14 protein-coding genes are annotated in these 22,002 nt (G+C 71.6%); 5 read left to right on the top strand and 9 right to left on the bottom strand.

Features of this window, described 5'->3' with window-relative positions; genetic code table 11:
- Positions 1–218 precede the first annotated feature (218 nt).
- Both ACIRPK_RS13925 and ACIRPK_RS13920 read left to right on the top strand, forming a co-directional pair.
- Positions 219–2,150 carry a DUF2264 domain-containing protein gene (locus ACIRPK_RS13925; RefSeq protein ID WP_403037529.1) on the top strand — a complete coding sequence of 644 codons (1,932 nt, stop codon included), beginning with the start codon at positions 219–221 and terminating at the stop codon, positions 2,148–2,150.
- 5 nt (positions 2,151–2,155) lie between these two features.
- Positions 2,156–2,935 carry a sugar phosphate isomerase/epimerase family protein gene (locus tag ACIRPK_RS13920; RefSeq protein ID WP_403037844.1) on the top strand — a complete coding sequence of 260 codons (780 nt, stop codon included), beginning with the start codon at positions 2,156–2,158 and terminating at the stop codon, positions 2,933–2,935.
- A 25-nt stretch (positions 2,936–2,960) separates the two neighbouring features.
- Here the strand turns inward: ACIRPK_RS13920 and ACIRPK_RS13915 are convergent, their stop codons facing one another.
- Entirely contained in the window at positions 2,961–4,031 is a 1,071-nt protein-coding gene (locus tag ACIRPK_RS13915) for a substrate-binding domain-containing protein (protein ID WP_403037527.1), read from the bottom strand.
- Between the two features lie 194 nt (positions 4,032–4,225).
- Here ACIRPK_RS13915 and ACIRPK_RS13910 point away from each other — a divergent pair, with 194 nt between their 5' ends.
- The 3 genes from ACIRPK_RS13910 (at position 4,226) to pcaB (ending at position 8,364) form a co-directional block, all read left to right on the top strand.
- Positions 4,226–4,702, top strand: coding sequence for a GNAT family N-acetyltransferase (locus ACIRPK_RS13910; protein ID WP_403037525.1), 477 nt, complete (start codon positions 4,226–4,228; stop codon positions 4,700–4,702).
- 291 nt (positions 4,703–4,993) lie between these two features.
- Positions 4,994–6,898 carry an FAD/NAD(P)-binding protein gene (locus tag ACIRPK_RS13905; protein ID WP_403037522.1) on the top strand — a complete coding sequence of 635 codons (1,905 nt, stop codon included), beginning with the start codon at positions 4,994–4,996 and terminating at the stop codon, positions 6,896–6,898.
- Entirely contained in the window at positions 6,895–8,364 is a 1,470-nt protein-coding gene (gene pcaB, locus ACIRPK_RS13900) for a 3-carboxy-cis,cis-muconate cycloisomerase (RefSeq protein WP_403037519.1), read from the top strand. Before ACIRPK_RS13905 ends, pcaB begins: the two co-directional genes overlap by 4 nt.
- Before the next feature lie 30 nt (positions 8,365–8,394).
- On the opposite strand, the gene ACIRPK_RS13895 is transcribed toward pcaB, so the two are convergent.
- The 8 genes from ACIRPK_RS13895 to ACIRPK_RS13860 all read right to left on the bottom strand — a co-directional run bounded on the left by ACIRPK_RS13895 (position 8,395) and on the right by ACIRPK_RS13860 (position 21,916).
- Positions 8,395–9,789 carry a DUF1254 domain-containing protein gene (locus ACIRPK_RS13895; RefSeq protein WP_403037517.1) on the bottom strand — a complete coding sequence of 465 codons (1,395 nt, stop codon included), beginning with the start codon at positions 9,787–9,789 and terminating at the stop codon, positions 8,395–8,397.
- 230 nt (positions 9,790–10,019) lie between these two features.
- Positions 10,020–11,090 (bottom strand): PP2C family protein-serine/threonine phosphatase, encoded by a 1,071-nt coding sequence (locus tag ACIRPK_RS13890; protein WP_403037514.1) that lies wholly within the window; start codon positions 11,088–11,090, stop codon positions 10,020–10,022.
- A 381-nt stretch (positions 11,091–11,471) separates the two neighbouring features.
- Positions 11,472–15,002: a hypothetical protein gene (locus ACIRPK_RS13885; RefSeq protein ID WP_403037511.1), complete on the bottom strand. Its 3,531-nt coding sequence runs from the start codon at positions 15,000–15,002 to the stop codon at positions 11,472–11,474.
- 354 nt (positions 15,003–15,356) lie between these two features.
- On the bottom strand, positions 15,357–16,451 hold the full coding sequence (gene wecB, locus ACIRPK_RS13880; protein ID WP_403037508.1) for a non-hydrolyzing UDP-N-acetylglucosamine 2-epimerase: 1,095 nt from the start codon (positions 16,449–16,451) through the stop codon (positions 15,357–15,359).
- Positions 16,452–16,586: 135 nt separating this feature from the next.
- Positions 16,587–19,079 (bottom strand): SdrD B-like domain-containing protein, encoded by a 2,493-nt coding sequence (locus tag ACIRPK_RS13875; protein WP_403037506.1) that lies wholly within the window; start codon positions 19,077–19,079, stop codon positions 16,587–16,589.
- Positions 19,080–19,128: 49 nt separating this feature from the next.
- Positions 19,129–19,554, bottom strand: a complete 426-nt coding sequence (locus tag ACIRPK_RS13870) for a hypothetical protein (protein WP_403037503.1) — start codon at positions 19,552–19,554, stop codon at positions 19,129–19,131.
- A gap of 512 nt (positions 19,555–20,066) precedes the next feature.
- Positions 20,067–21,431, bottom strand: a complete 1,365-nt coding sequence (locus ACIRPK_RS13865; RefSeq protein ID WP_403037500.1) for a glycosyltransferase family 2 protein — start codon at positions 21,429–21,431, stop codon at positions 20,067–20,069.
- Positions 21,431–21,916: an exosortase/archaeosortase family protein gene (locus ACIRPK_RS13860; protein WP_403037497.1), complete on the bottom strand. Its 486-nt coding sequence runs from the start codon at positions 21,914–21,916 to the stop codon at positions 21,431–21,433. The genes ACIRPK_RS13865 and ACIRPK_RS13860 overlap by 1 nt, the downstream gene beginning before the upstream one ends.
- Positions 21,917–22,002 lie beyond the last annotated feature (86 nt).

Here is a 22,002-nt window from a genome sequence, read left to right as displayed (position 1 = left end):
TGGGATCATCCTGCGACCGATCTCCGATCGGAGTCAAGAGCACTGGATCACTTGATCCGAAGTGATCGGATCGAGACCGACGGAAAATGCTCCCCCTATCCCTGAACTGCGGCCAGGTCACAGAGCGATTTAGAGCAACGATCATTTGGTCAATATGACTTGACGGTTGATCCGACTCTTCCTAGATTCGATCGACAGCCCCGACCTAGGAGCCGGCCATGCCCTCGATCGAGCTTCCCCCCGAGGACCGAACGCTCAGCCCGTACACCGGATGGACCAGGGCGCACTGGGAGGCGGTCGCGGACGCCCTGCTGGCCGCGGTCCGGCCGCACGCCGGCCCCGACCACGCCCTCCTCGACCTTCCCGGCGGTCGCCCGAGCCGGTCCGGACGGCGCTCCGACGCCCTGGAGGGTTACGCCAGGACGTTCCTGCTCGCGGCCTTCCGGGTGGCCGGAGCCGGCGGCGAGGACCCCGCCGGCCTGCTCCGCGACTACGCCCGGGGGCTGGCCGCCGGCACCCGGGCCCCGACCGCCGAGCGCGATCTCGCCGACGGCGACCAGGTCTCCTGGCCGGACATCGCCACCTGCCCCCAGGCCCTGGTGGAGGCCGCCTCGATCGCCGTCGCGCTGCGCCTCACCCGGCCGTGGCTCTGGGACACCCTGGACGAGCCGACCCGCGAACAGGTCCGCGCCTGGCTGGCCCCGGGCCTGCGGCCCTCACCGGTGGACAACAACTGGTGGCTCTTCCCCGCCATGGTGGGCGCCTTCCTGGCCGAGGTCGGACTCGACCACGACGGCAGCGCACAGCGTGCGGCCGACCGAGGACTCGAGCGGATCGAGCAGTGGTACCTCGGCGACGGCTGGTACACCGACGGACGCCCGCGCGCCTTCGACCACTACAACGGCTGGGCCCTCCACCTCTACCCCCTCCTGCACGCCCACCTGAGCGGCGACCAGCACCTGCTCGACACCTACGGCCCCCGCCTCGCCGCACACCTGGAGGGCCACGCCCGCACCTTCGGCGCCGACGGGGCACCGATGCACCAGGGCCGCTCCCTCATCTACCGCTTCGCCGCCGCGGCGCCGCTGTGGGCCGGAGCCCTCACCGGACACACCCCGCTCACCCCCGGCGCCACCCGCCGGATCGCCTCCGGCGCACTGCGGTACTTCCTCGACGGCGGCGCCGTGGACGCGGACGGACTGCTCGCGCTCGGCTGGTTCGGCCCCTTCGACCCCATGGTCCAGACGTACTCCGGGCCCGCCTCCCCCTACTGGGCGAACAAGGGCTTCCTCGGTCTGCTCCTGCCCGACCGCCACCCCGTCTGGACGGCCACCGAGGAACCGGGACCGACCGAGGCGGCCGACGCCGTCCTCGCACTGCCGCAGCCCGGCTGGCTGGTCCACTCCACCGCCGACGGCCTGGTCCGCCTGCACAACCACGGCAGCGACGACCAACCCGCCGACCAGGTCCTGCCCGACAACCCGCTCTACGCCCGGCTCGCCCACTCCACCGCCACCGGCCCGGTCTTCGAGGGCCCTCCCGACAACCACTTCGGCCTGGTGATCGGCGGGCGGACCAGCGAACGCGGCCGGATCCACCCGCTCGGCACCGGCGACGGCTGGGCCGCCTCCCTGCACCATCCCCGCATCGAGGGCCGTGAACTGCCCGGTGTCACCGTCACCTCGGTGGTCCTCGTCTCGGGGTCCGACGAGATCCATGCCCACCTGGTCACCGGTGCCGAACCCGGCACCGAGGTGCGGCACAGCGGCTGGGCCGTCGCGGGAGCCGGAGCCGAGACCCGGACGGCCGGACCGCTCGCCCACTGCTGCGCCACCGACCGGCGGGGAGGACACCTGACCTCCACCCTGCGGAACGTCGACGGCTTCACCGCCGTCGCCCCGCACCGGCTGCCGACCGGCACCGCCCTCGGCCCGGTCGGCGCGGTACCGGTCCTGACCGGCAGCACGGGCCGCGCGGCCTCACTGTTCGTCAGCGTCTCCAGACTCGACCGGACCGCACCCCGGAGCTTCCCCGGCCTCGACGTGCACACCGACGGGCCCCGGCTGCGCGTGCGCCGGACCGACGGCAGCCGGTACGAGGCCGTGCTCACCCCGGGCCAGGTCACCGTCACCGTCCACCCAGGGGCGTGAGCACCGTGCCACTCGCCTTCTCCACCCTGGGCCTGCCCGGCCGCCCGCTCACCGACCACCTCCGGGCGGCCGACGCCCACGGCTACACCGGTTTGGAACTGCGCTGCTCCCCCGGCGAGCCCGTCCGCCCCGGGATGTCCGCCGGCCAGCGGGCGGCCACCCGGTCGGCGCTCACCGCCGCGGGCGTCACCGCGCTGAGCGTCGCCGGCTACCTGGGCATCGCGGCCCCCGGCGACGACGCCCGTCTGATCGACGACCTGCTCGGCCAGCTCCGCCTCGCGGCCGGCCTCGGCGCCCGTCACCTCCGGGTCTTCCCGCGCGGCGGCGACGGCCCCGCAGCCGAGGCCGACGCCCGGGCGGCCCGCCGGCTGACGGCCGTGGCCGACGCCGCCGGGGACCTGGGTGTCCGGATCCTGGTGGAGACGCACGACTCGCACCGCGGCGGGCGGGACGTGGCCAGGATGCTCGAAGGGGTGGACCACCCCTTCGTCGGCGCACTCTGGGACCTGATGCACACCCACCTCGCGGGCGAGTCACCCGCCGAGTCGTACGCCGCTCTCGCCCCCCGCCTCGGCTACGTCCAGGTCAAGGACATCGCCGGAGCGCACGACCTCACCCCGCTGCCGCTCGGTGCCGGCGTGCTGCCCGTCGCCGGGTGCCTCGCCCTGCTCCCCCGCGACTGCTGGGTCTCCTGGGAGTACGAGGCCCCCTGGTTCCCCGCCGCCGCCCCGCTGGACCAACTGCTGGGCCCCGGCGCGCACTTCCTGCGCCGACTGACCGCCTGACCGGCCGGCCCGCTGCGCCGACCGCTCAGCGGGCCCCGCCCTCCGGCACGCCGCCGCACGACGTACGGACCTTCAACTCCGGCAGCAGCCGGACGTGGTGGACCGGCAGCTCGGCCCCGCCGTCGATCCGCCGCAGCATCAGTTCGACCGCCTCGGCGCCCACCGCCCGCTTGGGCGGGGCGACGGCGGTCAGCGCCGGCGCCGCCAACGCGGCGAACACGTCGTCGTACGAGATCAGCGCCAGGTCGTCGGGGGCCCGCAGCCCCCGGGCCCGCAGCAGCGGCGCCAACTGGATCGCCTCCTGGTCGTTGTGGACCAGCACGGCCCGCACACCCTTGCCGACCGCCTCGGCGACCCGCCCGGCGATGACCTCCGAGTCGAGCCCGGGACGGTGGATGTCGATCACCGGCTGCGGCGCGAGCCCGAGCAGCCGCACCCCCTCCTGGTAACCCGCCCGCACCTGGTACGCGGTCCAGGTGTCCTCCCGCGCGGCGAGCAGCACCGACCCGTGCCCCAGCCGCTGCAGGTGCCGCAGGGCCAGCAGGACGCCGTGCTGGTGGTCCGACCCGACCGCGTCCAACTCGGCCGCGACGCTGTCCGGCGGGGCGAGCCGCTCGACCAGGACGGCCGGGACCGGCAGGTCCCGGACCCACGCCGTGTCACCGGCACCGGTACCCGGGCGCCAGTTCGGCGTCAGCAGCAGCCCGTCCAGCCCCGAGTCCAGCAACTGGTCCACCTGGGCCCGGTCGTCCGTGGACTCGTACGAGGCGATGCCGAGCAGCAGCCGGGCCCCCGCCGCGGCGGCCGCCGCGCGCGCTCCGTCGATCACCTCGTCGAAATAGGAACCCACGCTCGGCACCAGCATCCCGATCACCCGCTCACGGCCCTCCGCACCCGGCGCGAGCGCCTCACGGGGAAGCGAGACGGCACCGTGCGAACGGCGCAGCAGACCGCTCTCGGCGAGAGCCGCCACATCCCGCCGTACGGTGACCGGCGCGGTACCGATCCGGGCCGCCAGATCCATCACCCGGACCGAACCCAGTTCACGGACGACCTCGAGAATGCGCGCCCTGCGCTCCTCGGCAGTGTTGGTCATGGCAACCCTTCTCCCCGCCCGGAGCACCACGGCAGACTGCGCGCTCCCCGGCCAATTAGTATCACTCGCTCATGTCCTGATCGAGCGAACGCGGCCCGGCCGGGACAGGGTCGCGCTCGCCAGAATCGGTACCCGCAGAACCGACGCCGGCTCCGAAGGACGACCGCTCACCGCGCCAAGGAGAGGACCAGCCGATGACCAGCACCGCTGCCAGGCCCGCCGGGCCCGAGGACGCCGACGAGTTGCTGCGCCTGCGCGTGGCCGTCCTCGACGGCGGCCCGCTCACCGACGAGTGGCGCACCACCTTCCGCGACGACATGCGGGACCGCCTGGGCACCGACCCGAACCTGCTCGCCTACGTCGTCCCCACCGCCGACGGCGGCCTCGCCGCGTGCGCCATCGGCATCGTCTACCGCGGGTACCTCGGCCCCGCCTTCCCCACCGGCCGGTGGGGCCGCATCCACACCGTCGCCACCGACCCCGCCCACCGACGGCTCGGCCACGGCCGCGCCGTCACCACCGCACTCGTCGAGGCGCTCAAGGACCGCGGCTGCGGGTCCGTCGAACTGCGCGCCACCGCCGCCGGCGCGAGCCTGTACCGCACCCTCGGCTTCGAGCCCCTGGACGGCTTCATGGCACTCCGCCCCGGCCCCGGCGGCTGGATCCGGTGACCAGCCGCCCCGTAGCGAAGGCCCCTGGGAGCTGACCCGACGTCAGAGCGCAGCTCAGGCCGCCGGAGTCCGGAGCGCGTTTGACTCCGGCGCCGGGCGCTGGGCATGATGCTGATCATCCAGGTTAGCCGTGGTCGAGAGCTCCCTCACTCCAGACGCACGTTGCAGGAATTCCGCAACTGACGCCAAGGATTGGGGGGGCATGGTGTGGAACATCCACCCGGCTCCGAAGGAGCCGGACGCCCGTCGGCACCGGCCGGCATTCACGAACCGCGCACCGTGGCACCGGTCATGACCGGGCCCCGGATGAACGTCTGCCTGATCGGCGCGGGCCCCCGAGGGCTCTCGGTGCTGGAACGGCTCTGTGCCAACGAGCGGGCCGACCCCTTCCCCCGCCCCCTGACCGTGCACCTGATCGACCCCAGCCCGCCCGGTGCGGGCGGGGTCTGGCGCACCGACCAGTCGCGGCACCTGCTGATGAACACCGTGGCCTCCCAGGTCACCGTGTTCACCGACGACAGCGTGCGGATCGACGGCCCGGTCGAGCCCGGGCCGAGCCTGTACGAGTGGGCCCGCTCGCCCTCCGGGGCCGCGGCGGATGTGCTCGCCGAGGCAGCGGAGTTGGGCCCGGACTCCTACCCCACCCGGGCGTTCTACGGCGCCTACCTGCGGGCCATGTTCGAGCGCCTGGTCGAGCGCGCGCCGGGTCACCTCACGGTCCGGGTGCACCGCTCCCGGGCGGTCGCCCTCACCGGGGAGCGGTCACAGCAGGTCCGGCTCGCGGACGGCAGCACGATCGGCGAGCTGGACGCCGTGGTGCTGGCCCAGGGTCACGTACCGGCCGTACTCGGCCCGGAGGAGCGGCAACTGGCCGACACCGCCGCGAGACTGGGGCTCGGATACCTGCCACCGGGCAACCCGGCCGACGCCGAACTGAGCGCCATCCGACCGGGGGAACACGTCCTGGTGCGCGGCCTCGGGCTGAACTTCTTCGACCAGCTGGCGCTGCTCACCGAGGGCCGCGGCGGCACGTTCACCCGCGAGGACGGCCGACTGGTCTACCACGCCTCCGGCAAGGAGCCCGTGCTCCACGCGAGTTCACGGCGCGGTGTGCCCTACCAGGCACGCGGCGAGAACCAGAAGGGTGCCTACGGGCGGTACTTCCCCAAGCTGCTCTCGGCCGAACTCGTCACCAGGCTGCGGCAGCGGGACACCCGGCTCGACTTCCGCCGCGACCTCTGGCCGCTGATCGCCCGCGAGGTGGAGAGCGTGTACTACGGCGCGCTGCTGGACGCCCGCGACCGCCCGGCCGACCGGGAGCCGTTCACCGAGCTCTACCTGACGGCCGAGCGGGCCGAGCAGCGGGCCGAACTGCTGCACGCGTACGGCATCGACCGGGCGGACCACTGGGACTGGGACCGCCTCACCCGGCCGTGTGCGGACCGGGAGTTCGGCGACCGGACGGAGTTCCGGAGCTGGCTGCTCGGGTACCTGGCCCAGGACGTCCGGGAGGCGCGGGCCGGCAATCTCCGGGGCCCGCTGAAGGCGGCGCTGGACGTGCTGCGCGACCTGCGCAACGAGATCCGGCTCGCGGTGGACCACGGCGGCCTGACCGGCGGCTCGCACCGCGAGGACCTGGAGCGCTGGTACACCCCGCTCAACGCGTTCCTGTCGATCGGCCCGCCGGCCGCCCGGATCGAGCAGATGATCGCGCTGATCGAGGCGGGCATACTCGAACTCACCGGCCCCGGAACCACGGTGAGCGTCGACACCGACCGCCGGGCCTTCGTCGCCCGGTCCGGCCGGGTGCCGGGGCCGCCGGTCCTGGCCACCGTGCTGATCGAGGCCCGGCTGCCCGAGCCCGACCTGCGCCGGACCGCCGACCCGCTGCTGCGACAGCTGCTGGACGCCGGCCAGATCACCCCCTACCGGACGCCGGGCACCGACGGCCACGAGACCGGCGGGCTGCACGTGACCGGCCGTCCGTACCGGGTGGTCGACGCCGCGGGACGGGCGCACCCGCGCCGGTTCGCCTACGGGGTCCCCACCGAGGGCGTGCACTGGGTCACGGCGGCCGGTATCCGCCCCGGGGTGGACTCCGTGACCCTGGGCGACTCGGACGCGATCGCTCGCGTCATACTTTCGCTCCGGCCCGTGGAGCACCAGGAAGCCGACAGGATAGGAGCCAGCGCGTGATTCCCGAGACCCTGCCAACCGAGGCGGAGGCGGACACCGGTCTGCTCTCGCCGGTCCGGGCCGGCACCCCGATCGAATCGGCGGTCGGCGACCGGGCCTGGCTCCAGGCCATGCTGGACGCCGAAGCGGCGCTGGCCAGGACCCAGGCGGGGCTGGGGGTGCTGCCGAAACCCGCGGCCGAGACCGTCACGGCCCTCGCCCGGGTCGAGAACTTCGACGTAAGGGCACTCGCACTCGCCTCCCGGGAGACCGCCAATCCGGTGGTCGGCCTGGTCCGGACCCTGACCGAGCTGGTGGCCACCGAGCACCCCGAGGCCGCCGAGTACGTCCACTCGGGATCGACCAGCCAGGACATCCTGGACACCGGGGCGATGCTGGTCGCGGCCCGCGCCCTGCGGATCATCCGGGCGGACCTGGACCGGGTGGCCGAGGCGCTCGCCGGGCTGGCCGCCGCCCACCGGTCCACCCCCATGGCGGGACGCACCCTCGCCCTCCAGGCCGTGCCGACCACCTTCGGCCTGAAGGCGGCCGGCTGGCGGCAGTTGGTGCTGGACGCGAACCGCCGGCTGGCGCTGGTCGAGCAGGGCGGGCTGCCGGTCTCCCTGGGCGGCGCGGCCGGCACGCTGGCCGGGTACCTCGAGTACGCCCGGGCCGCCGACCCCTCGACCGACCAGGACCCGGGTGGCTACCTGGACCGCCTGGTCGACGGCTTCGCCGCCGAGACCGGCCTGGCCCGGCCGGTCCTGCCCTGGCACGCTCTGCGGACCCCGATCGCCGACCTGGCCGCCGCGCTCGCGTTCACGGCCGGGGCGCTCGGGAAGCTGGCGGTCGACGTACAGGTGCTGACCCGGACCGAGATCGGCGAGGTCGGCGAACAGCCGGTGGCCGGCCGCGGCGCCTCCTCCGCCATGCCGCACAAGCAGAACCCGGTGCTCTCCACCCTGATCCGCAGCGCCGCGCTCCAGGTGCCGGTCATCGCCGCCGGTCTGACGCAGTGCCTGGTCACCGAGGACGAGCGCTCCGGCGGCGTCTGGCACGCCGAGTGGCAGCTGCTGCGCGAGGCGCTCCGGCTGACCGGCGGCGCCGCGCACACGGCGGTGGAGCTCACCGCCGGCCTACAGGTACGGCCCGACCGGATGGCGGCCAACCTCGCGCTGACCGGCAGTCAGATCGTCTCCGAGCGGATCTCCGCCGTCCTCACCCCCCGGCTCGGCCGGGCAGCCGCCCGCGCACTGTCCTCCCGGGCGGCGGCAACCGCCGCCGCCACCGGCCGGGAGCTCGCCGAGGTGCTCGCCGAACTCCCGGAGCTGGAAAGCGTGTTCACCCCGGAGGCGCTGGCCGGGCTGTGCCGCCCTGAGGACTACCTCGGGGTGGCGGGACCGCTGGTCGACCGGGCCCTGCGGCCCGAACCCCCGGCCCGGGACGGGCAGCACGACCGGGGGGAGGGCCCGGCGGCACGGCCCTGACCACATCCCGGGCCGCCCATCGCCGGTAGGTCAGCCAGGGGTGAGGTCGCCGAGCTTCCAGCTGTGGTCGAAGTAGGGCTCCAGGGGCCCGTAGAACCGGAAGTAGGCGAACCAGTGCTTGCCGGGCAGCGTCTGCACCCAGTTCGACTCACCGTCGGCCGGAGGCTCGGGGCCGAAGTGGAGGTCGACGGAGCCGTCGGGGTTTCGGGTCAGGTCGGGGTCGCGGGAGCCGCGGTCGCCGCGCTGCTGGGGGTTGTCGATCAGGCAGCGGGTGGCGGCGTCGTAGACGGTGGCGGACCAGAACAGCTTGGCGGGCACGTCGGCGGGCACGTGCAGGGTGTAGGCGCGGCCGCCGTCCAGCCACTCGCCGTCGCCGCCGGTGTAGGTGGCCAGGTATGCCTGGCCCAGGCCGGGGGTCTGGCTCTTCATGGCGGCGGAGAAGCTGACGGCTTCGTAGAACCAGGCGGCGCGCTCCAGGAGTTGGTCGTGGTGCTCGGCGCGCTGGTCGGAGCGGTCAAGCATCAGGACCAGGTCCCACTGGCGGTCGGGCCAGTAGCGGGAGCCGTCGAACCGCTTGGCAAAGGCGTTCGCTTGGGCCATCAGCTCGCCCGCCGCGCTCGCCCGGGTGAGCAGGCGGGTCAGCCGGTCGTCGGGGTTGAAGGGCCGGCCCTTCTCGATGCCGAGCTGCTTGAGCATGGCGAGGAAGAAACGGTCGCGTTCGTCGACCACCTCGTCCTGGTAGATGGCGTGCAGGCGCTGCCAGTACTCCAGGCCGCGCGGCTGGTCACCGGACCACGGACGGCCCTGCGGGGAGACGATCCGGGTCGCGGGCGTACTCTCTCGCTGCCCGTACGGGTAGAGCCGGACCGCGTCCACCAGCTCCTTCGAGCGGACCGGGTCGGGGTCCAGGGTGCGGAACCCGAACATGATGTTGGTGCCGGTCGAGGTCAGCACGTGCAGCCCGTCGGCGTCCGCCGGGGCCTCCTGCCCGGGGGCGAGGACCACATAGCTTCCGCCCCGGCCCTGGTCGGGGCCCATCTCGCCCATCACCGCGATCTCGCGCTGCCAGAAGTCGGAAACTCCACCGGCGGTGGGACCGGCCGGGAGTTCGATCACCAGCGGGCCGGTGGCGGAGAGGTCGATGAAGTTGAGGATGTAGGGGGTGGTGGCGTTCGCGGTGATCAGACCGAGCCGGTCCCGGTAGCTCACGTAGCGGACCAGGTCGAACGGGCCCGCCCCGAACACCTCCTGATGGACCTTCTGCCACTGCGCGTACGACACCAGTGGCAGCGCCCACAGGTACGCCTGACAGGCCATCTGGTGGTCGAGCTCGTCGAACACCGACCCCAGGTCCGCGCGTGCCGGCAGCTCGCCGTCCATCCGCACCGAACCGAGCCCGCCAGGAAGCCGCACGTCATCGCCCATGCCCAGACGCTACGGGCGATCCGCACCCCTCGCATCCCGACCCACGGAAGACGTCACTGCGCCATGCGAGAGTTCACCGTTGGAGGGACGGCTACAGCTCGGCAGTCCAGGGATGCCCCGGGTGGACGCGGGCGAGCAGCCCGGTCAGGGTCTCGCGCTGAGCCAGGGTCATGTGCGGGACGGTCGCGTCGAAGTCCGACTGCGCCGCAGGGCCCGCGCACAGGGCTCGGTCAGGCCGGCCCGGTGCGGGTGATCAGCATGACGACGGCGTCGTCGTTCCTCGCCTTGCCGTGGGCGTGCCCGAGCAGGTCGGCGCCGATGCGGTCGGCGGCCCGGTCCAGGTTGCCCTGACCCCACGCGTGATCGGGGTCGGGTGGATCCATCAGCACCCCGAGCCGGTCGTGGAGCGGGTAGAAGGCACCGTTCGCATCCCGAGCCTCCAACACACCGTCAGTCACCAGTACCAGGACCTCGCCGGGGTGGAAGGCCGTCGTCCACGGAGTGTCGGCCTCCGGTCCCAGCTGGCCGAGTCCGAGCGGCAGGCCGGGTGCGGGCGGGTCGAGGTCGCGGACGCCGGACGGGCCGACCAGGATCGGGGCGACGTGCCCCCGGTGCAGCAGGGCGAGATGGGTGGGGTGCACCTCGACCAGGAGGGCGGTGACGAAGTCGCCGTCGTCGCTGAAGCGGCTGACGTTCGTGTCGGCCCGGTGGGCCACCGTCGCGAGGTCGGGGTCGTCCAGGGCGGCTTCGCGGAAGGCGCTCAGCACGAGCGATGCGGTCCGCACCGCGCCGAGCCCCTTGCCGCAGACGTCGGCGATCAGGATGCGGGTACCGAACGGGGTGTCGACGGCCGCGTACAGGTCTCCGCCGATCCGCGCCTCGGCCGCGGCGGCGAAGTACCGCATGCTGATCCGTACCCCGCCCACGGTGCTCGGCAGGGTCGGCAGCAGGACCTCCTGGGCGGCCAGGGCGACGGAGGTCACGTCCGCGAGGGTGGTCTCACGGCGGATGCGCAGGCGGGCCTGGTACGCACACAGGACGATCGCGACCAGGAACACCGCGCTGTTGGCGAGGAAGACCGAGGAGGTGAGCGGTTCTTCCGGGTGGTCGTAGCGCGAGAGCAGGTAACGCACCGGGAAGCAGACGAGACCGACCAGCACCACCGCCCTGGGCGTCGCGGTGAGTGCGGCAAGCGCGGGACAGAGGATCAGGAAGGGATAGAAGACCGTGTCCTGACCCGTGCCCACGTCGGCCACCGCGACGACGAGCAGGATGAGCAGGGGCAGCCGCACGGGCGTCACAGCTTGGACCAGACGGGTGCGGTGAACGTCGCCCCAGCTCACGAAACGCCCGCCGGGAGGCCCGGTGCCGAGGTGACTGCTGCGGTGAGGCGGGCATCGGGCCGGCCCGGGGGCTGCCGCAGAGAGCTGGTCGGCGAGCCTGCGGACCGCACGCGGGCGAGCGGGCGGTGGCTGCCGACTGATTTTTCACGGGCTCCGGGGGATTCTGCGACCATAGGCAATTGGTCTCACGGACCCGCAGGACTCCGCGAGTCGGGCATGCCCACGGAGTGACCGCCGTTGGTGGCGACGGCCGAGGACGGCATCGACTCCTGTCATGGATCGGCCCGGGGCAGGACCGCCGATCTGGCGGTCCTGCCCCGGGCCGATGGTCAGGTGCTACTAGCCCTGGGACTTGCGCTTACGCGTCACCATGACGATCAGCGTGCCACTGGCGAGCATCATCGCGCCTGCGAGCTCTGCCCAGAAGACGGTGACGCCCGTGTTCGGAAGCGGCGGCCTGGGCCCCGGCGGAGTCGGCGGCCGCGACGGGCTCGGCGAGGGAGACGGGCTCGGGCTCGGACTCGGCGAGGGAGACGGGCTCGGACTCGGCGACGGAGACGGGCTCGGCGACGGGCTCGGAGACGGGCTCGGCGACGGGCTCGGACTCGGACTCGGCGAGGGAGACGGGCTCGGACTCGGCGACGGCGACGGCGACGGCGACGGCGACGGGCTCGGCGAGGGAGACGGGCTCGGGCTCGGACTCGGCGACGGAGACGGGCTCGGCGAGGGAGACGGGCTCGGGCTCGGACTCGGCGACGGAGACGGGCTCGGCGACGGGCTCGGGCTCGGACTCGGCGACGGACTCGGGCTCGGACTCGGACTCGGCGAGGGAGACGGGCTCGGGCTCGGAGACGGGCTCGGGCTCGGAGACGGGCTCGGGCTAGGAGACGGGCTCGGGCTCGGAGACGGGCTCGGGCTAGGAGACGGGCTCGGGCTAGGAGACGGGCTCGGGCTAGGACTCGGCGACGGACTCGGGCTCGGACTCGGCGACGGACTCGGGCTCGGCGACGGCGACGGACTCGGCGCCGGATCCTCCGGAACCTCGATCGGCACGTCGTTGGAGATCACCGGGAAGACCAGGTCCCGAGCGTGCAGGCTGAAGTTGTTGGTGTAGATGTCCTTCCCGACGTTCCCGGTCGGCGTCAGCACCAGCGACAGGTCACGCGACTTGCCCGGCGCGAGCTCGCGCGGGTCGCTGACCATGACGGCGGTGACTGCGGCGTCGCCGGCCGGGCAGCCGGCCTGGCCGAACTCGGACTTGGCACACCACTTGGTGGTGCCGCCAGGCTTGTTCGAGGTGTCGGCCGGGTCGGGCTTGATGGTCCCGTGCGTGGCCGCAGTGAACTTCAGGGTGACCAGCGGGTCGTCCGGAATCGCCTGGAGCGACTTGAAGGCGAGGGTGCCGGAGAACTTCGTGGCCGGGGTCCGGCCGTCACCCACCCACGGCAGCTCGTCGATGATGTCGACCCCGCGCAGCGGAAGGGTCTGCGGGTTGCTGTAGGTCAGCTTCCACGGCAGGTCCGTGTCCCGGGGGACGGTCGGGGTGTCGGTGCTCTTGCTCACCGTGATGCCCGTACCGGCGACGACGGAGAGCGCCCGCGTGGCGGTCCGCAGCTCGACCGGGCTGAGGTCGTCGGGGGCCGAGACCGTCACCTTGTTCTGGTAGGAGCCCTCGGCCGCGTCGGCGTCCGTCGAGACCTTGTAGGTGATCGGGGCGATCGTGGTGTTGGCCTGCTGAGCCCGCAGCACCCAGGTGACGGTGGTGGTGCCGTCCGCGTTCTTGACCGCCGACTGCTCGGCGACCGAGGCACTGCCCGCGACGTAGCTGAAGCCCTTCGGCAGGGTGTCGACGACCGTCACATCCTGCGGGCCGGGCGCCGCGGCGTTCGACTTGAGCGACGGGTAGAGGCCGAACGTGAACGTCTGGCCCTTGAGGACCTGCCGCTGCTGGTCGGGGGTGTTCCCTGCCTCGGCACCGGGGTCGACGGTCTTCTTGTCGACGCGGGCGAGGATCGGGGTGATGATCAGGTGGTCGGCCAGGTTGCCGCTGGCGTAGTTCTTGTTGGGGTCGATCACACCGCTGACGGCCGGAGCGTACGCCGACCTGGTGTCGCGTGTCCAGGTGCCGCTCAGCGGCTTGAACACGGCCGCGTTGCGGACGATCTGACCACGGTTCAGGCCGGTGTCGTTGACCGTCAGGAAGGTGTAGAAGTCACGGCCACCACCCGCGGGCATCGGCGTCCTGAAGCGGACCTTGCCGGCTGCGGCCACCCCGCCCGGAACCTTCTCCGGGCTGTCGAACCACGGGCCGTCCGCGTCGTCGCAGGTCTGCCGCAGCTGGGCGCCGGCGCCGATCGGGTCGAGCCGGAGTGCGAGCGCAGTGGTCGGCGGGGTGGTCCGGTAGGCGGCGTACTCGATCGTCACGGCCGGCGTGGGCGGGATGACGGCCGCGTACTGGCCGTCGGCGTTCAGGCGGTTGCCCGCAGGGGCCTTGCTGATCCGCTGGTTGCCGTCGCCGAAGATGTCGCAGGCGACGAAGTTGGGGTTGTCGGACGTGTCCGAGGAGTTGATGAACACATGCGAGCGGACCGGCGTACCGGGGGTCACCAGCGCGTTGTTGTCCTTCTTCTTCGGCGCGGTGCCGGGCGCGTAGCCGTCGAAGGACTCGTACTCCTTGCCGAAGGTGCCGCTGGCGTTGACGCCGATCTGCTGGGAGTTGTCCTCCGTCGGCTCGGAGCCACCCTGACCGTAGTTCGTCTGACCGCTGGTGGAGACCGGCGAGAAGTTGGTGTACGTGTCGGTCAGCAGCGCGTTGCCACCGGACTTCGTTGCGGTGGCGTCGAGTTCCGTCTGCGGGATCCAGATCCGCAGGAAGCCGGCGCTGATCACCCCGGAGTTCTTCGCCAGGTCCGTACCGGTCGCGCCCTTGGTCGGGTAGGTCTCGGGCGTGCTGTTCGCGCCGGTGATGGTGACCTGGATGTTGTCGCCCGCAGCACCCTGGGTGCACCCGTAACTGCCGCTGTTCGCTGTGGTGTTGGTGGCGTTCCCGAGTCCGGAACGGCCGTACGGTGCGTTCGGGATGGTGGCGTCGTTGGTGCCGCAGGCCGGATTCGCCGCGTCCCAGGTGTACAGCCGGGCGCCCTTGGTCGGATCGCCGTTCAGCAGCTTCGTCAGGTCGTCGGTGAACGTCATCGGGGAGACAAGCGTCTCCTGGCCGAGCTTGCTGAAGTCCCCGCGTGCCGGGTCTACGGTCCGGGCCTCCACCACGATCGGCATGGTCTGGACCCGGCCGGGCTCCCCGTTCGGGCCGGCGGCCGGCCGGTCGGTGTAGGAGTACTTGCCGTCCTTGACCAGGTTGTACTTCGGCAGCGCGCTGACCGTGGTGTCCGGCGAGGTGGCGGTGGTGCCGGTCGCACTGTCGGAGTTGTTGGCCGTGGCGTTGACCGCGATGTTGAGCTTGTCGCCGTTCTTCGCGGTGCCCAGGACCTGCAGGACGAGCGGGACCTGCTGGGTCTGCGCCGTCATGTCGGGCAGGACGCAGGTGAGCAGCCCGCTGTCACTGATGCCCGACCCCGCACCGGTGCACTTGTCGGGAAGCACCGGCCACCGGGTGTTCGGCGGAGCCTGCACCGTGAAGCGCGGCCGCTCGGCCGTGCCCCGCAGCGCCTGGATCTCGATCCGGTAGGCGATGGTGTCGTTGGTACGGACGATGCCGTTGGTCGGGCTGCTGTCCAGTCCAGGACCGTCGGACAAGGTGAACTCGCCGGACCCGTCCTGGATGACGGCGGCATTGGCACCGATCGTGACGGGCGCGGCGTAGGCCAGGCCCCCGGCTGTCGAGCTCAGCAGGACGAGGATCGTCGTCCCCATCGCGATCCGCCGTGGGGTCAGGGACCCCCACGTGGCCGCAGTCCACCTGTGCATACAAGAATCCCTTTCGCGGGCTGCTATCTGGACATCCGCACTGCGGCATCGGCGCTTCCGGCTCCGCGTTCCGCCCGGTAGCTCGCCCGAGGAGGCGTCATGCCACTGGCGACGGAGCACGTCATGAACATTGGTAATCCGTGCGAGCGGGCTTTCGTGATCATGATTTGATGTGTCGCGGCAGCACCACCCGGTCGGCCGCGTCCCATCGCGGGTCTGCCATCGCGGCCGCCCTGGCGGAGGGCCCGGCCCGATCCCCTGCGGCAGCAGCGAGTCGGGCCGGGCCCTCCGCTTCGGGGATCAGACGACGTAGCTGCGCGCCAGGGCGGCGATGCGCCGGGACGCTTGGCCGTCTCCGTACGGGCTGGGGGTCGACGCCAGGCGCTGGTCGAGCCCGACGTCGTCGAGGAGGGCCTGAGCGACCCTGGTGATCTGCGGGCCGGGCGCCACCAGGTGGGCGAAGCCGGCCTCGATCGACTCGGGGCGCTCGGTGGAGTTCCGGACGACGATCAGCGGCTTCTTCAGCACGGTGGTCTCCTCCTGGAGCCCGCCGGAGTCGGAGATCAGCAGTCGCGCGGAGCTCGCCAGCGCCAGGTAGGTCCGGTGGTCCAGCGGCCCGGACGGGCTGAGCCGGTCCAGGTCCGCCTGGAGTTCGTGCCGGGCGGCTGCGGCCCGGGTGCGCGGGTGGGCGGCGAAGAACACCGGCAGCGGGAGCTTCGCGAACTGGGTGAGGATGGCGGCCAGTCGCTCCGGGTCGTCGGTGTTCTCCGGCCGGTGGATGGTGGCCAGGATGTACCGGCCGTGCTCCAGTCCGTGCCGGGCCAGCAGGGCGTGCCGCTCACCGTCCCTGGGGACGGCCGCCTGGGTGGCTTCGACGATGGTGTTGCCGGTCAGCATGATCCTGGACCGGTCGACGCCCTCGTTGACGAGGTTATCGGCGTCCCGGCGGGTCGGAGCACAGTGCCAGTCCGCGAGCACCCCGACCAGCATGCGGTTGATCTCCTCGGGCATCGCCCGGTCCCTGGAGCGCAGACCGGCTTCGACGTGGATGACCGGGATGCCGGCGAAGTGCGCGGCCTGGGCTGCGGCGGCCGCGGTGTTCGTGTCGCCCTGGACCACCACGGCGGCGGCCGGCTGCCGGTCGAAGTGCTCGCCGAGCCCTTCGATGATCCTGGCGAACTGCCGGGAGCGCGGCTGCGCTCCCACCCCGCTCAGGACCACCTCGGGAGGCGTCAGACCGTTCAGGAAGGCGCCCGACATGTCGTGGTCGTAGTGCTGCCCCGTGTTGACGAGGTATCCCTGGTTGCCCAACAGCCCGACGATGTGGGCGACTTTGACGATCTCGGGCCGGGTTCCGACAACCACGGCAACCCGGGACGAACAGCTTGGGGCCATCAAGGCCTTCCTTCCATAACAGGGTCCGGCAGGAGCGGCGGACACCGCCGCAGGGGGCACAGAAGAGCGCTGCGGCCCGGGCTTCACAGGGCCCTGGGCCGCAGCGCAGCCAATCAGGAGACGATCGGTCCGGGACTAGCCCCGGCCGTCGATCCCCTTCGTGACGAGCGAGTTGAGCTGCTCCGGCGTCACGGCACTCCCGGACGCGGGCGTCCGGAACTCGACCGTGGAGGTGACCGGGAACTTGGGGTTCTCCGACGACTCACGCTTGAGCGGCGGCTGGGCCGTCACCGAGAACTGCTTGGTGAACACCAGCGTGGCGGGGTCGACACCGGCCGGCAGGCCGGTCCATCCGTCCTCCGGGGCCATGTCCATGGTCAGCTTGTAGGTGGTGTTGGGCTCCACCCAGAAGTTCCACTGCCCCTTGTCGTTGGTGCGGACCTCGGCGATCGGCTCCTCGCGGTCGTTCCAGAGCACCAGGTGGACGTTGCCGAGCGGCGACTCACCCGGCTGCTGGATGCCGTCCTTGTTGGTGTCGAACCACACCCGGTTGCCGATCTGGATCGGAAGCACACCCGGCGTGGGCGGAATCTCCCTGGCCTGCACCAGCGCCAGGTCACCCATACCGTTGCCCTTGCCGAAGGTGACGGTCCGCCAGAGCTGGTTGGAGTACGGCTGGTAGCCACCTCCGGCCGTTCCCTTCGACAGACCGGTGGAATTGTCGAACCAGCGGACACCGCCGGTGTAGGCGTTGCCGTCGCCCAGGGTGAGGGGGTCGACCGCCGTGGTCACGGTCATGTCGGAAACCCGGTCGTACGCCAGGCCGCCCTGGGGGATGTGGTTGGTCGTGTACGCCCACGAGTCGCTGAAGTAGCCGTCCGACGGCTTCGTGTTCGGCCTTCCGTTCCGCAGGTAGTAGGGCCTGCGGGTGCCCGAGTACCTGCCCTGGCCGACCGTTCCGGGACAGGCCCGGTTCGAACCGTCGTCCCACACGTAGGCCCCACCGACCAGGCAGACCCTGCGCAGGTCACCGCCGGTGCCGCCGACCGTGCTCTGGGACGTGAACGGCTGGTCGATCGGCCCGTAGTCCTTCAGGCCGACCTGGTCACCGAAGCGGTCCCGGAAGTCGAGGATCATGTTGCCGGACTTGTCGAACTCGATCTCCGACAGGATCGGCTGCGCGTAGGCGTCCCAGGCGGTCCCGCTCCCGTACCACCCGTTGACACCCTTCGGGAACCACGGGTTCCAGCGCAGCTGCTGCACGCCACCACCGCAGACGGTGCAGATGTTCGCCCGGTCGTAGTCCAGGCTCTGGGTGAAGGCGGGCGCGGACTCGAACGCCCCGGTCGCCGGGTCGTAGCGGAGCACGACCGCCTTCAGCGCGGCCACCGCACTGTCGGGCGCCAGCCTGCTTGGGGGGCCACCGTTGTTCAGCGACTCGCCCGAGCAGACGCCGCCGACGTAGACCTTCTTCTCCTTCTCCTGGTAGCCGAGGCCCCAGGGACGCCAGTCGTCCGCGTTCGCGCACTGGTTGGGGATGGCAACGGTCTTGTTCGGGCTGACCGGCGCCGGCTGCTTGGTGGGATCGGTGGCGACGGTGGCCCCGGAGACGTCGAGCGTCACCAGTTCCTTGGTGTTGAGGTTCACCGTGAACAGCGTCTTCTCGTCCGGTGTGAGCTCCAGCGCCCCGAGGCCCTCCTTGCTCGTCCTGTCCCACACCGCCATCGAGTCACGGTAGAACGGGTAGTGGGTGTCCCCCGCCCGCGGGAACCGGTGCTTGGTGTCGCCGGCGCCGGGCACCGTGGCGATCAACGCCGACTTCTTCGTCTCCGGGTCGGTCGCGTAGATGGCACCGGAACCACCGGGACCGTAGTACGTCGACCTGCGGAGGAAGGCACCCTCCATGTACAGCTTCTTGGAGTCGTGCCACACCAACCCCCAGGTCGCGCCGATCTCGGGCATCGTGGCGATCACGTTCGGCTGGGCCTGGACACCGCGGTCGTCGGTGCCCCACGTGATGAGTGCCGGCGCTGTGGGCGAGGGTACACCGGGGCTTGAAGAGACCGTCGCCCCGAGGTAGATCGGTGCCGCGATGGCCTTGGCGCGCTTGAGCACGTCCGGATTCGGCGCACTCCCGGTGGGGTCGACCACGCCGATCGTCAGCGAGGCGTTCTTGCCCCCGGAGACGTCGACGAACTCGACCGAGGAGGACAGCGGCGTACCGGTCTGGTCACCGTCGGGCTCCTCCGACGGCACCGGCTTCTTGCGGGGCCCATAGGCCGGCCCGTACCACCACGGCGCCGCCGGCTGGAGCATCTCCACCCGGTACTTGCCGGTGGTCAGCGACGCCAGTGCCGACGCGTCGAAGGTCGCGACGCCGTCGGCGCCGGTGGTCCCGGTGACCTTGGTGTTGGTGTCGTCCGTGACGGTGATGGTCTGCCCGGCCACACCGGGCTTGCCCGACCGGAAGGTACCGCTGGAGTCGGTGTCGTGGATGACGGTGACGGTGATCGTGCCGTCGCCCGGCGCGGCGGCGGCCATCGGGACCAGCAGCGTGCCGGTCGTGGCCAGCACGGCGACCAAGGTGCCGGCCCGCACGCGGCCCCTGGCCCTACGGGTGTTGCTCACTGCGTTGGTCTCCCTACGTCGGCTCGTTGTCTCGAGCTGTGAGTGACGGTCACGCCGGGCGCCTCGCGGCTCGCCAGGCCACCGAGCGGCTGCCGCGCCGCCACAGGACGAAGCCCGTGCCGAGGCCGACGATGGCCAGCGAACCGGTGAACGTCGCCAGCGGGCCGTCCCCGAGCAGCGGGAACACCGGCGACGGGTAGATCCCGATGTCGAAGGTGTGGTCGTTCCGGCCGGGGGCTCCGGTCTGGATGTTGACGTTGCCGCTCGGGTCGGCATTGCTGTCCACCGTCGTCCCGGCGATGCCAGGGCCGGTCGTTTCGGCGCGCAGCATGGTGACCATGCCCGCCTCGACGTAGCGCAGCGCGGTGGGCTGGGAGAAGTCGGCTTCGGCCCGGAACCGGGTGTCACCGACGGGTCGGTACAGCGCGGGTGAAAGTGATTCGACCGCCTGATGCAGGGCGGTGGGCGCGGTCACCAGTACGGCTGCGGCTCCGAAAATGGGCCAGCAGATCACCGTGAAGCCGGTCACCGCGCGCCGCCACCGAGGCGATCTCGATCGGTACGCAGCAAAACGCACGACAATGTCCTCCGAGTCTCGTGTGGACTTGTGACACCGAAACCCGATGGTCGTCCACAGACGGACGGAGTGAGCGGCGCACAGGAGCATTCGACACTGACCTGGCCTCCGATGCACCCTTCACAGACTCGCCACACGGAGAGATTCACCGGTATGCCGCAACGCTCCGAGGCGTGAATCGGCGGCGAACATTGCTGATGGGCCATTAGGAGAAACTCCGTCCGAAGTAGCCGGAACAGCGCATTCGGCCCAGTCGCAAAACAACGAGGACGTCCCCTGCCGCAGCAGGGGACGTCCTGGTCACACTCGTTCAATTGGGCCGTTCAGCGCAGGCGCGAGAAATGCGGGAAAAATGATTAGCTACGCAACATCGGCCCGGTCGCCACCCTGGCACCCCCGCCCGGAATTTCTCACGCCTCCTTGGCGATCGGGCCGTCGAAGACAATCTCCGCATTTCTCCGGGTCTTCGACCAGCCGGTGCGGCCGGTGAGAAGGCGCACCATCGCCTTCCAGGAGGTCACGTAGAATTTATACGTATACAGCGTGTATGCCATTCCCCACCCGGCCGCCCGCCACCAGCCGCTGCGCCGCTCATTCGCCGCCACGTAAAGGAACGCCCAGATCGCGAATTGGCCCGCCCCGACGACCAGGTAGGCCGCGAACAGTGCCCACCCTCCGTCCATCAGGAAGGACCGCAGGCCCGCCGGGTTGAACAGGGCGGTCACCCCAACGGCGAGCAGCGGCAGCGGGTAGACGAAGGTGCCGAGGATCTGCAGCCAGGGTTGCACCAGGTAGTAGGTGAGCTCCGAGACCCCGGCGTTCGTCACGTGGTAGGAGGACCAGGCGTCCGGCATGTACCGCGAGCACTGCATGTTGCCCTGGCCCCACCTGGTTCGCTGGGTGATCAGACGCTTGAGGTTGAACAGGCCCTCCTGCGCGACGTAGGTGTCCCTGGTGTACTCGTTGCGCCACCCGGCGAGCAGCACGTGCAGGCCGAGCTCGAAGTCCTCGAGCAGTGATCCGCGCCAAGGCATGCCGCTCCCCTCGTCGATGTCGCGCAGCGCGGTCAGGCGGGTGAACTGTCCGTTGCCGCCCATGCCGACCGTGCCGATCCGCCGGCGCACCAACTGCAGGGCGGCGATCGGCACCCGGAACTCGATGTCCTGCATGCGCAGGAGCGTGCGGGCGAACAGATTGGCGGCCCGGCCGCGGTCGGGCAGCAGGTGGCGGTCGTCCAGGTTCAGGATGCGCACCTCGATCTGCACGGCCCCGACCGTGGGGTCGCCGAACAGGTGCGGCGCGGCGCAGGCGTCGAGGCAGTCCGGCTCGGGTGAGCCGTCGGCGTCGAAGACCCCGACCACCACGCGGTTGGGGTCGGCGTCCGGCGGCAGCCAGGCTTCGAGCGCCCGGTAGGCCGCGTTCAGCGCGTCCCCCTTGCCCGTCCGGGCCTCCGGTCGGCGGCGCGCCACCAGATGGACGTGCTCGTCGTTGGAGGCGAACGCGGCCACGATCGCGCCGGTGGCGTCCTCCGAGTCGTCGTCGATCACCCACAGGTGCGCGCCGGGGAACTTCCCGCGCAGGTTGGAGACGGTCCCGCCGATCACGGCCTCCTCGTCCCGGCACGGGATGAGGAAGTGCCACTGGAAGTCCTCCGAGCGGCCGAACGGCTGCGGCCGCCAGGCACGGTAGGCCCGGATCAGGGTGGTGACGTAGAGCACGAAGATGCTGCACAGGACGAGTGACAGGCTCTGGGCGATGGCGATCAGCAGTCGCATCAGACCACACCTCCCTGGGCGGAGCCGTCGGCGGGCCGCCGCTCCAGCCGACCTCCACGCACCCCGTACCGCAGGAACGCCGCGAGGGCCAGGATCATCGTGACCATGCTGAGCGCCGATCCCCCGAGGGTGTGCGACCAGAGGTAGCCCTCCTGGCCGTAGTGCACCGTGACCAGGGCGATCAGCACCAGCCGGATCAGGTTGCCGAGCACCACGATCCCCGCCGCCAGGGCGAGTCCTCCGAGCACCTCGCGGGCGGTCCGACGGGCCGACAGCAGCACGGCCGCCGCCATCAGCAGGAACGGCGGGACGAGCAGCGCGGAACTGCACGACTGGGTGACGTCGACGCCGACGATCTTCGCGTTGTCGAAGTTGACGAGCAGTGCGGTCTTCACCGCTGCGGTCGTCTCGTCCAGGAACAGCGAGTAGAGCCAGGCCGCGCCCCTGGCCTCCAGGGCGCGGAGGTACTCATTGAAGATGATCATGCACGCGCCGGCCACCGACAGTGTGCCCGCCATGGCGACGGACGCCGGCCACGGCCGAGTGGGCTGCTGGGATTCAGGGCCGGCCG

The sequence above is a fragment of the Kitasatospora sp. NPDC101801 genome, assembly GCF_044766665.1.
GTDB lineage: Bacteria > Actinomycetota > Actinomycetes > Streptomycetales > Streptomycetaceae > Kitasatospora.
This window is presented reverse-complemented; position numbering and strand designations above follow the sequence as displayed.

Bases quoted from the DNA above. Each gene is read 5' to 3' on its own strand.
- ACIRPK_RS13895 (WP_403037517.1), bottom strand. From the start codon at position 9,789: ATGGGCGATGACGTGCGGCTTCCTGGCGGGCTCGGTTCGGTGCGGATG.
- ACIRPK_RS13925 (WP_403037529.1), top strand. From the start codon at position 219: ATGCCCTCGATCGAGCTTCCCCCCGAGGACCGAACGCTCAGCCCGTAC.
- ACIRPK_RS13915 (WP_403037527.1), bottom strand. From the start codon at position 4,031: ATGACCAACACTGCCGAGGAGCGCAGGGCGCGCATTCTCGAGGTCGTC.
- ACIRPK_RS13905 (WP_403037522.1), top strand. From the start codon at position 4,994: ATGACCGGGCCCCGGATGAACGTCTGCCTGATCGGCGCGGGCCCCCGA.
- ACIRPK_RS13865 (WP_403037500.1), bottom strand. From the start codon at position 21,431: ATGCGACTGCTGATCGCCATCGCCCAGAGCCTGTCACTCGTCCTGTGC.
- ACIRPK_RS13885 (WP_403037511.1), bottom strand. From the start codon at position 15,002: ATGGGGACGACGATCCTCGTCCTGCTGAGCTCGACAGCCGGGGGCCTG.
- ACIRPK_RS13860 (WP_403037497.1), bottom strand. From the start codon at position 21,916: ATGATCATCTTCAATGAGTACCTCCGCGCCCTGGAGGCCAGGGGCGCG.
- wecB (WP_403037508.1), bottom strand. From the start codon at position 16,451: ATGGCCCCAAGCTGTTCGTCCCGGGTTGCCGTGGTTGTCGGAACCCGG.
- ACIRPK_RS13910 (WP_403037525.1), top strand. From the start codon at position 4,226: ATGACCAGCACCGCTGCCAGGCCCGCCGGGCCCGAGGACGCCGACGAG.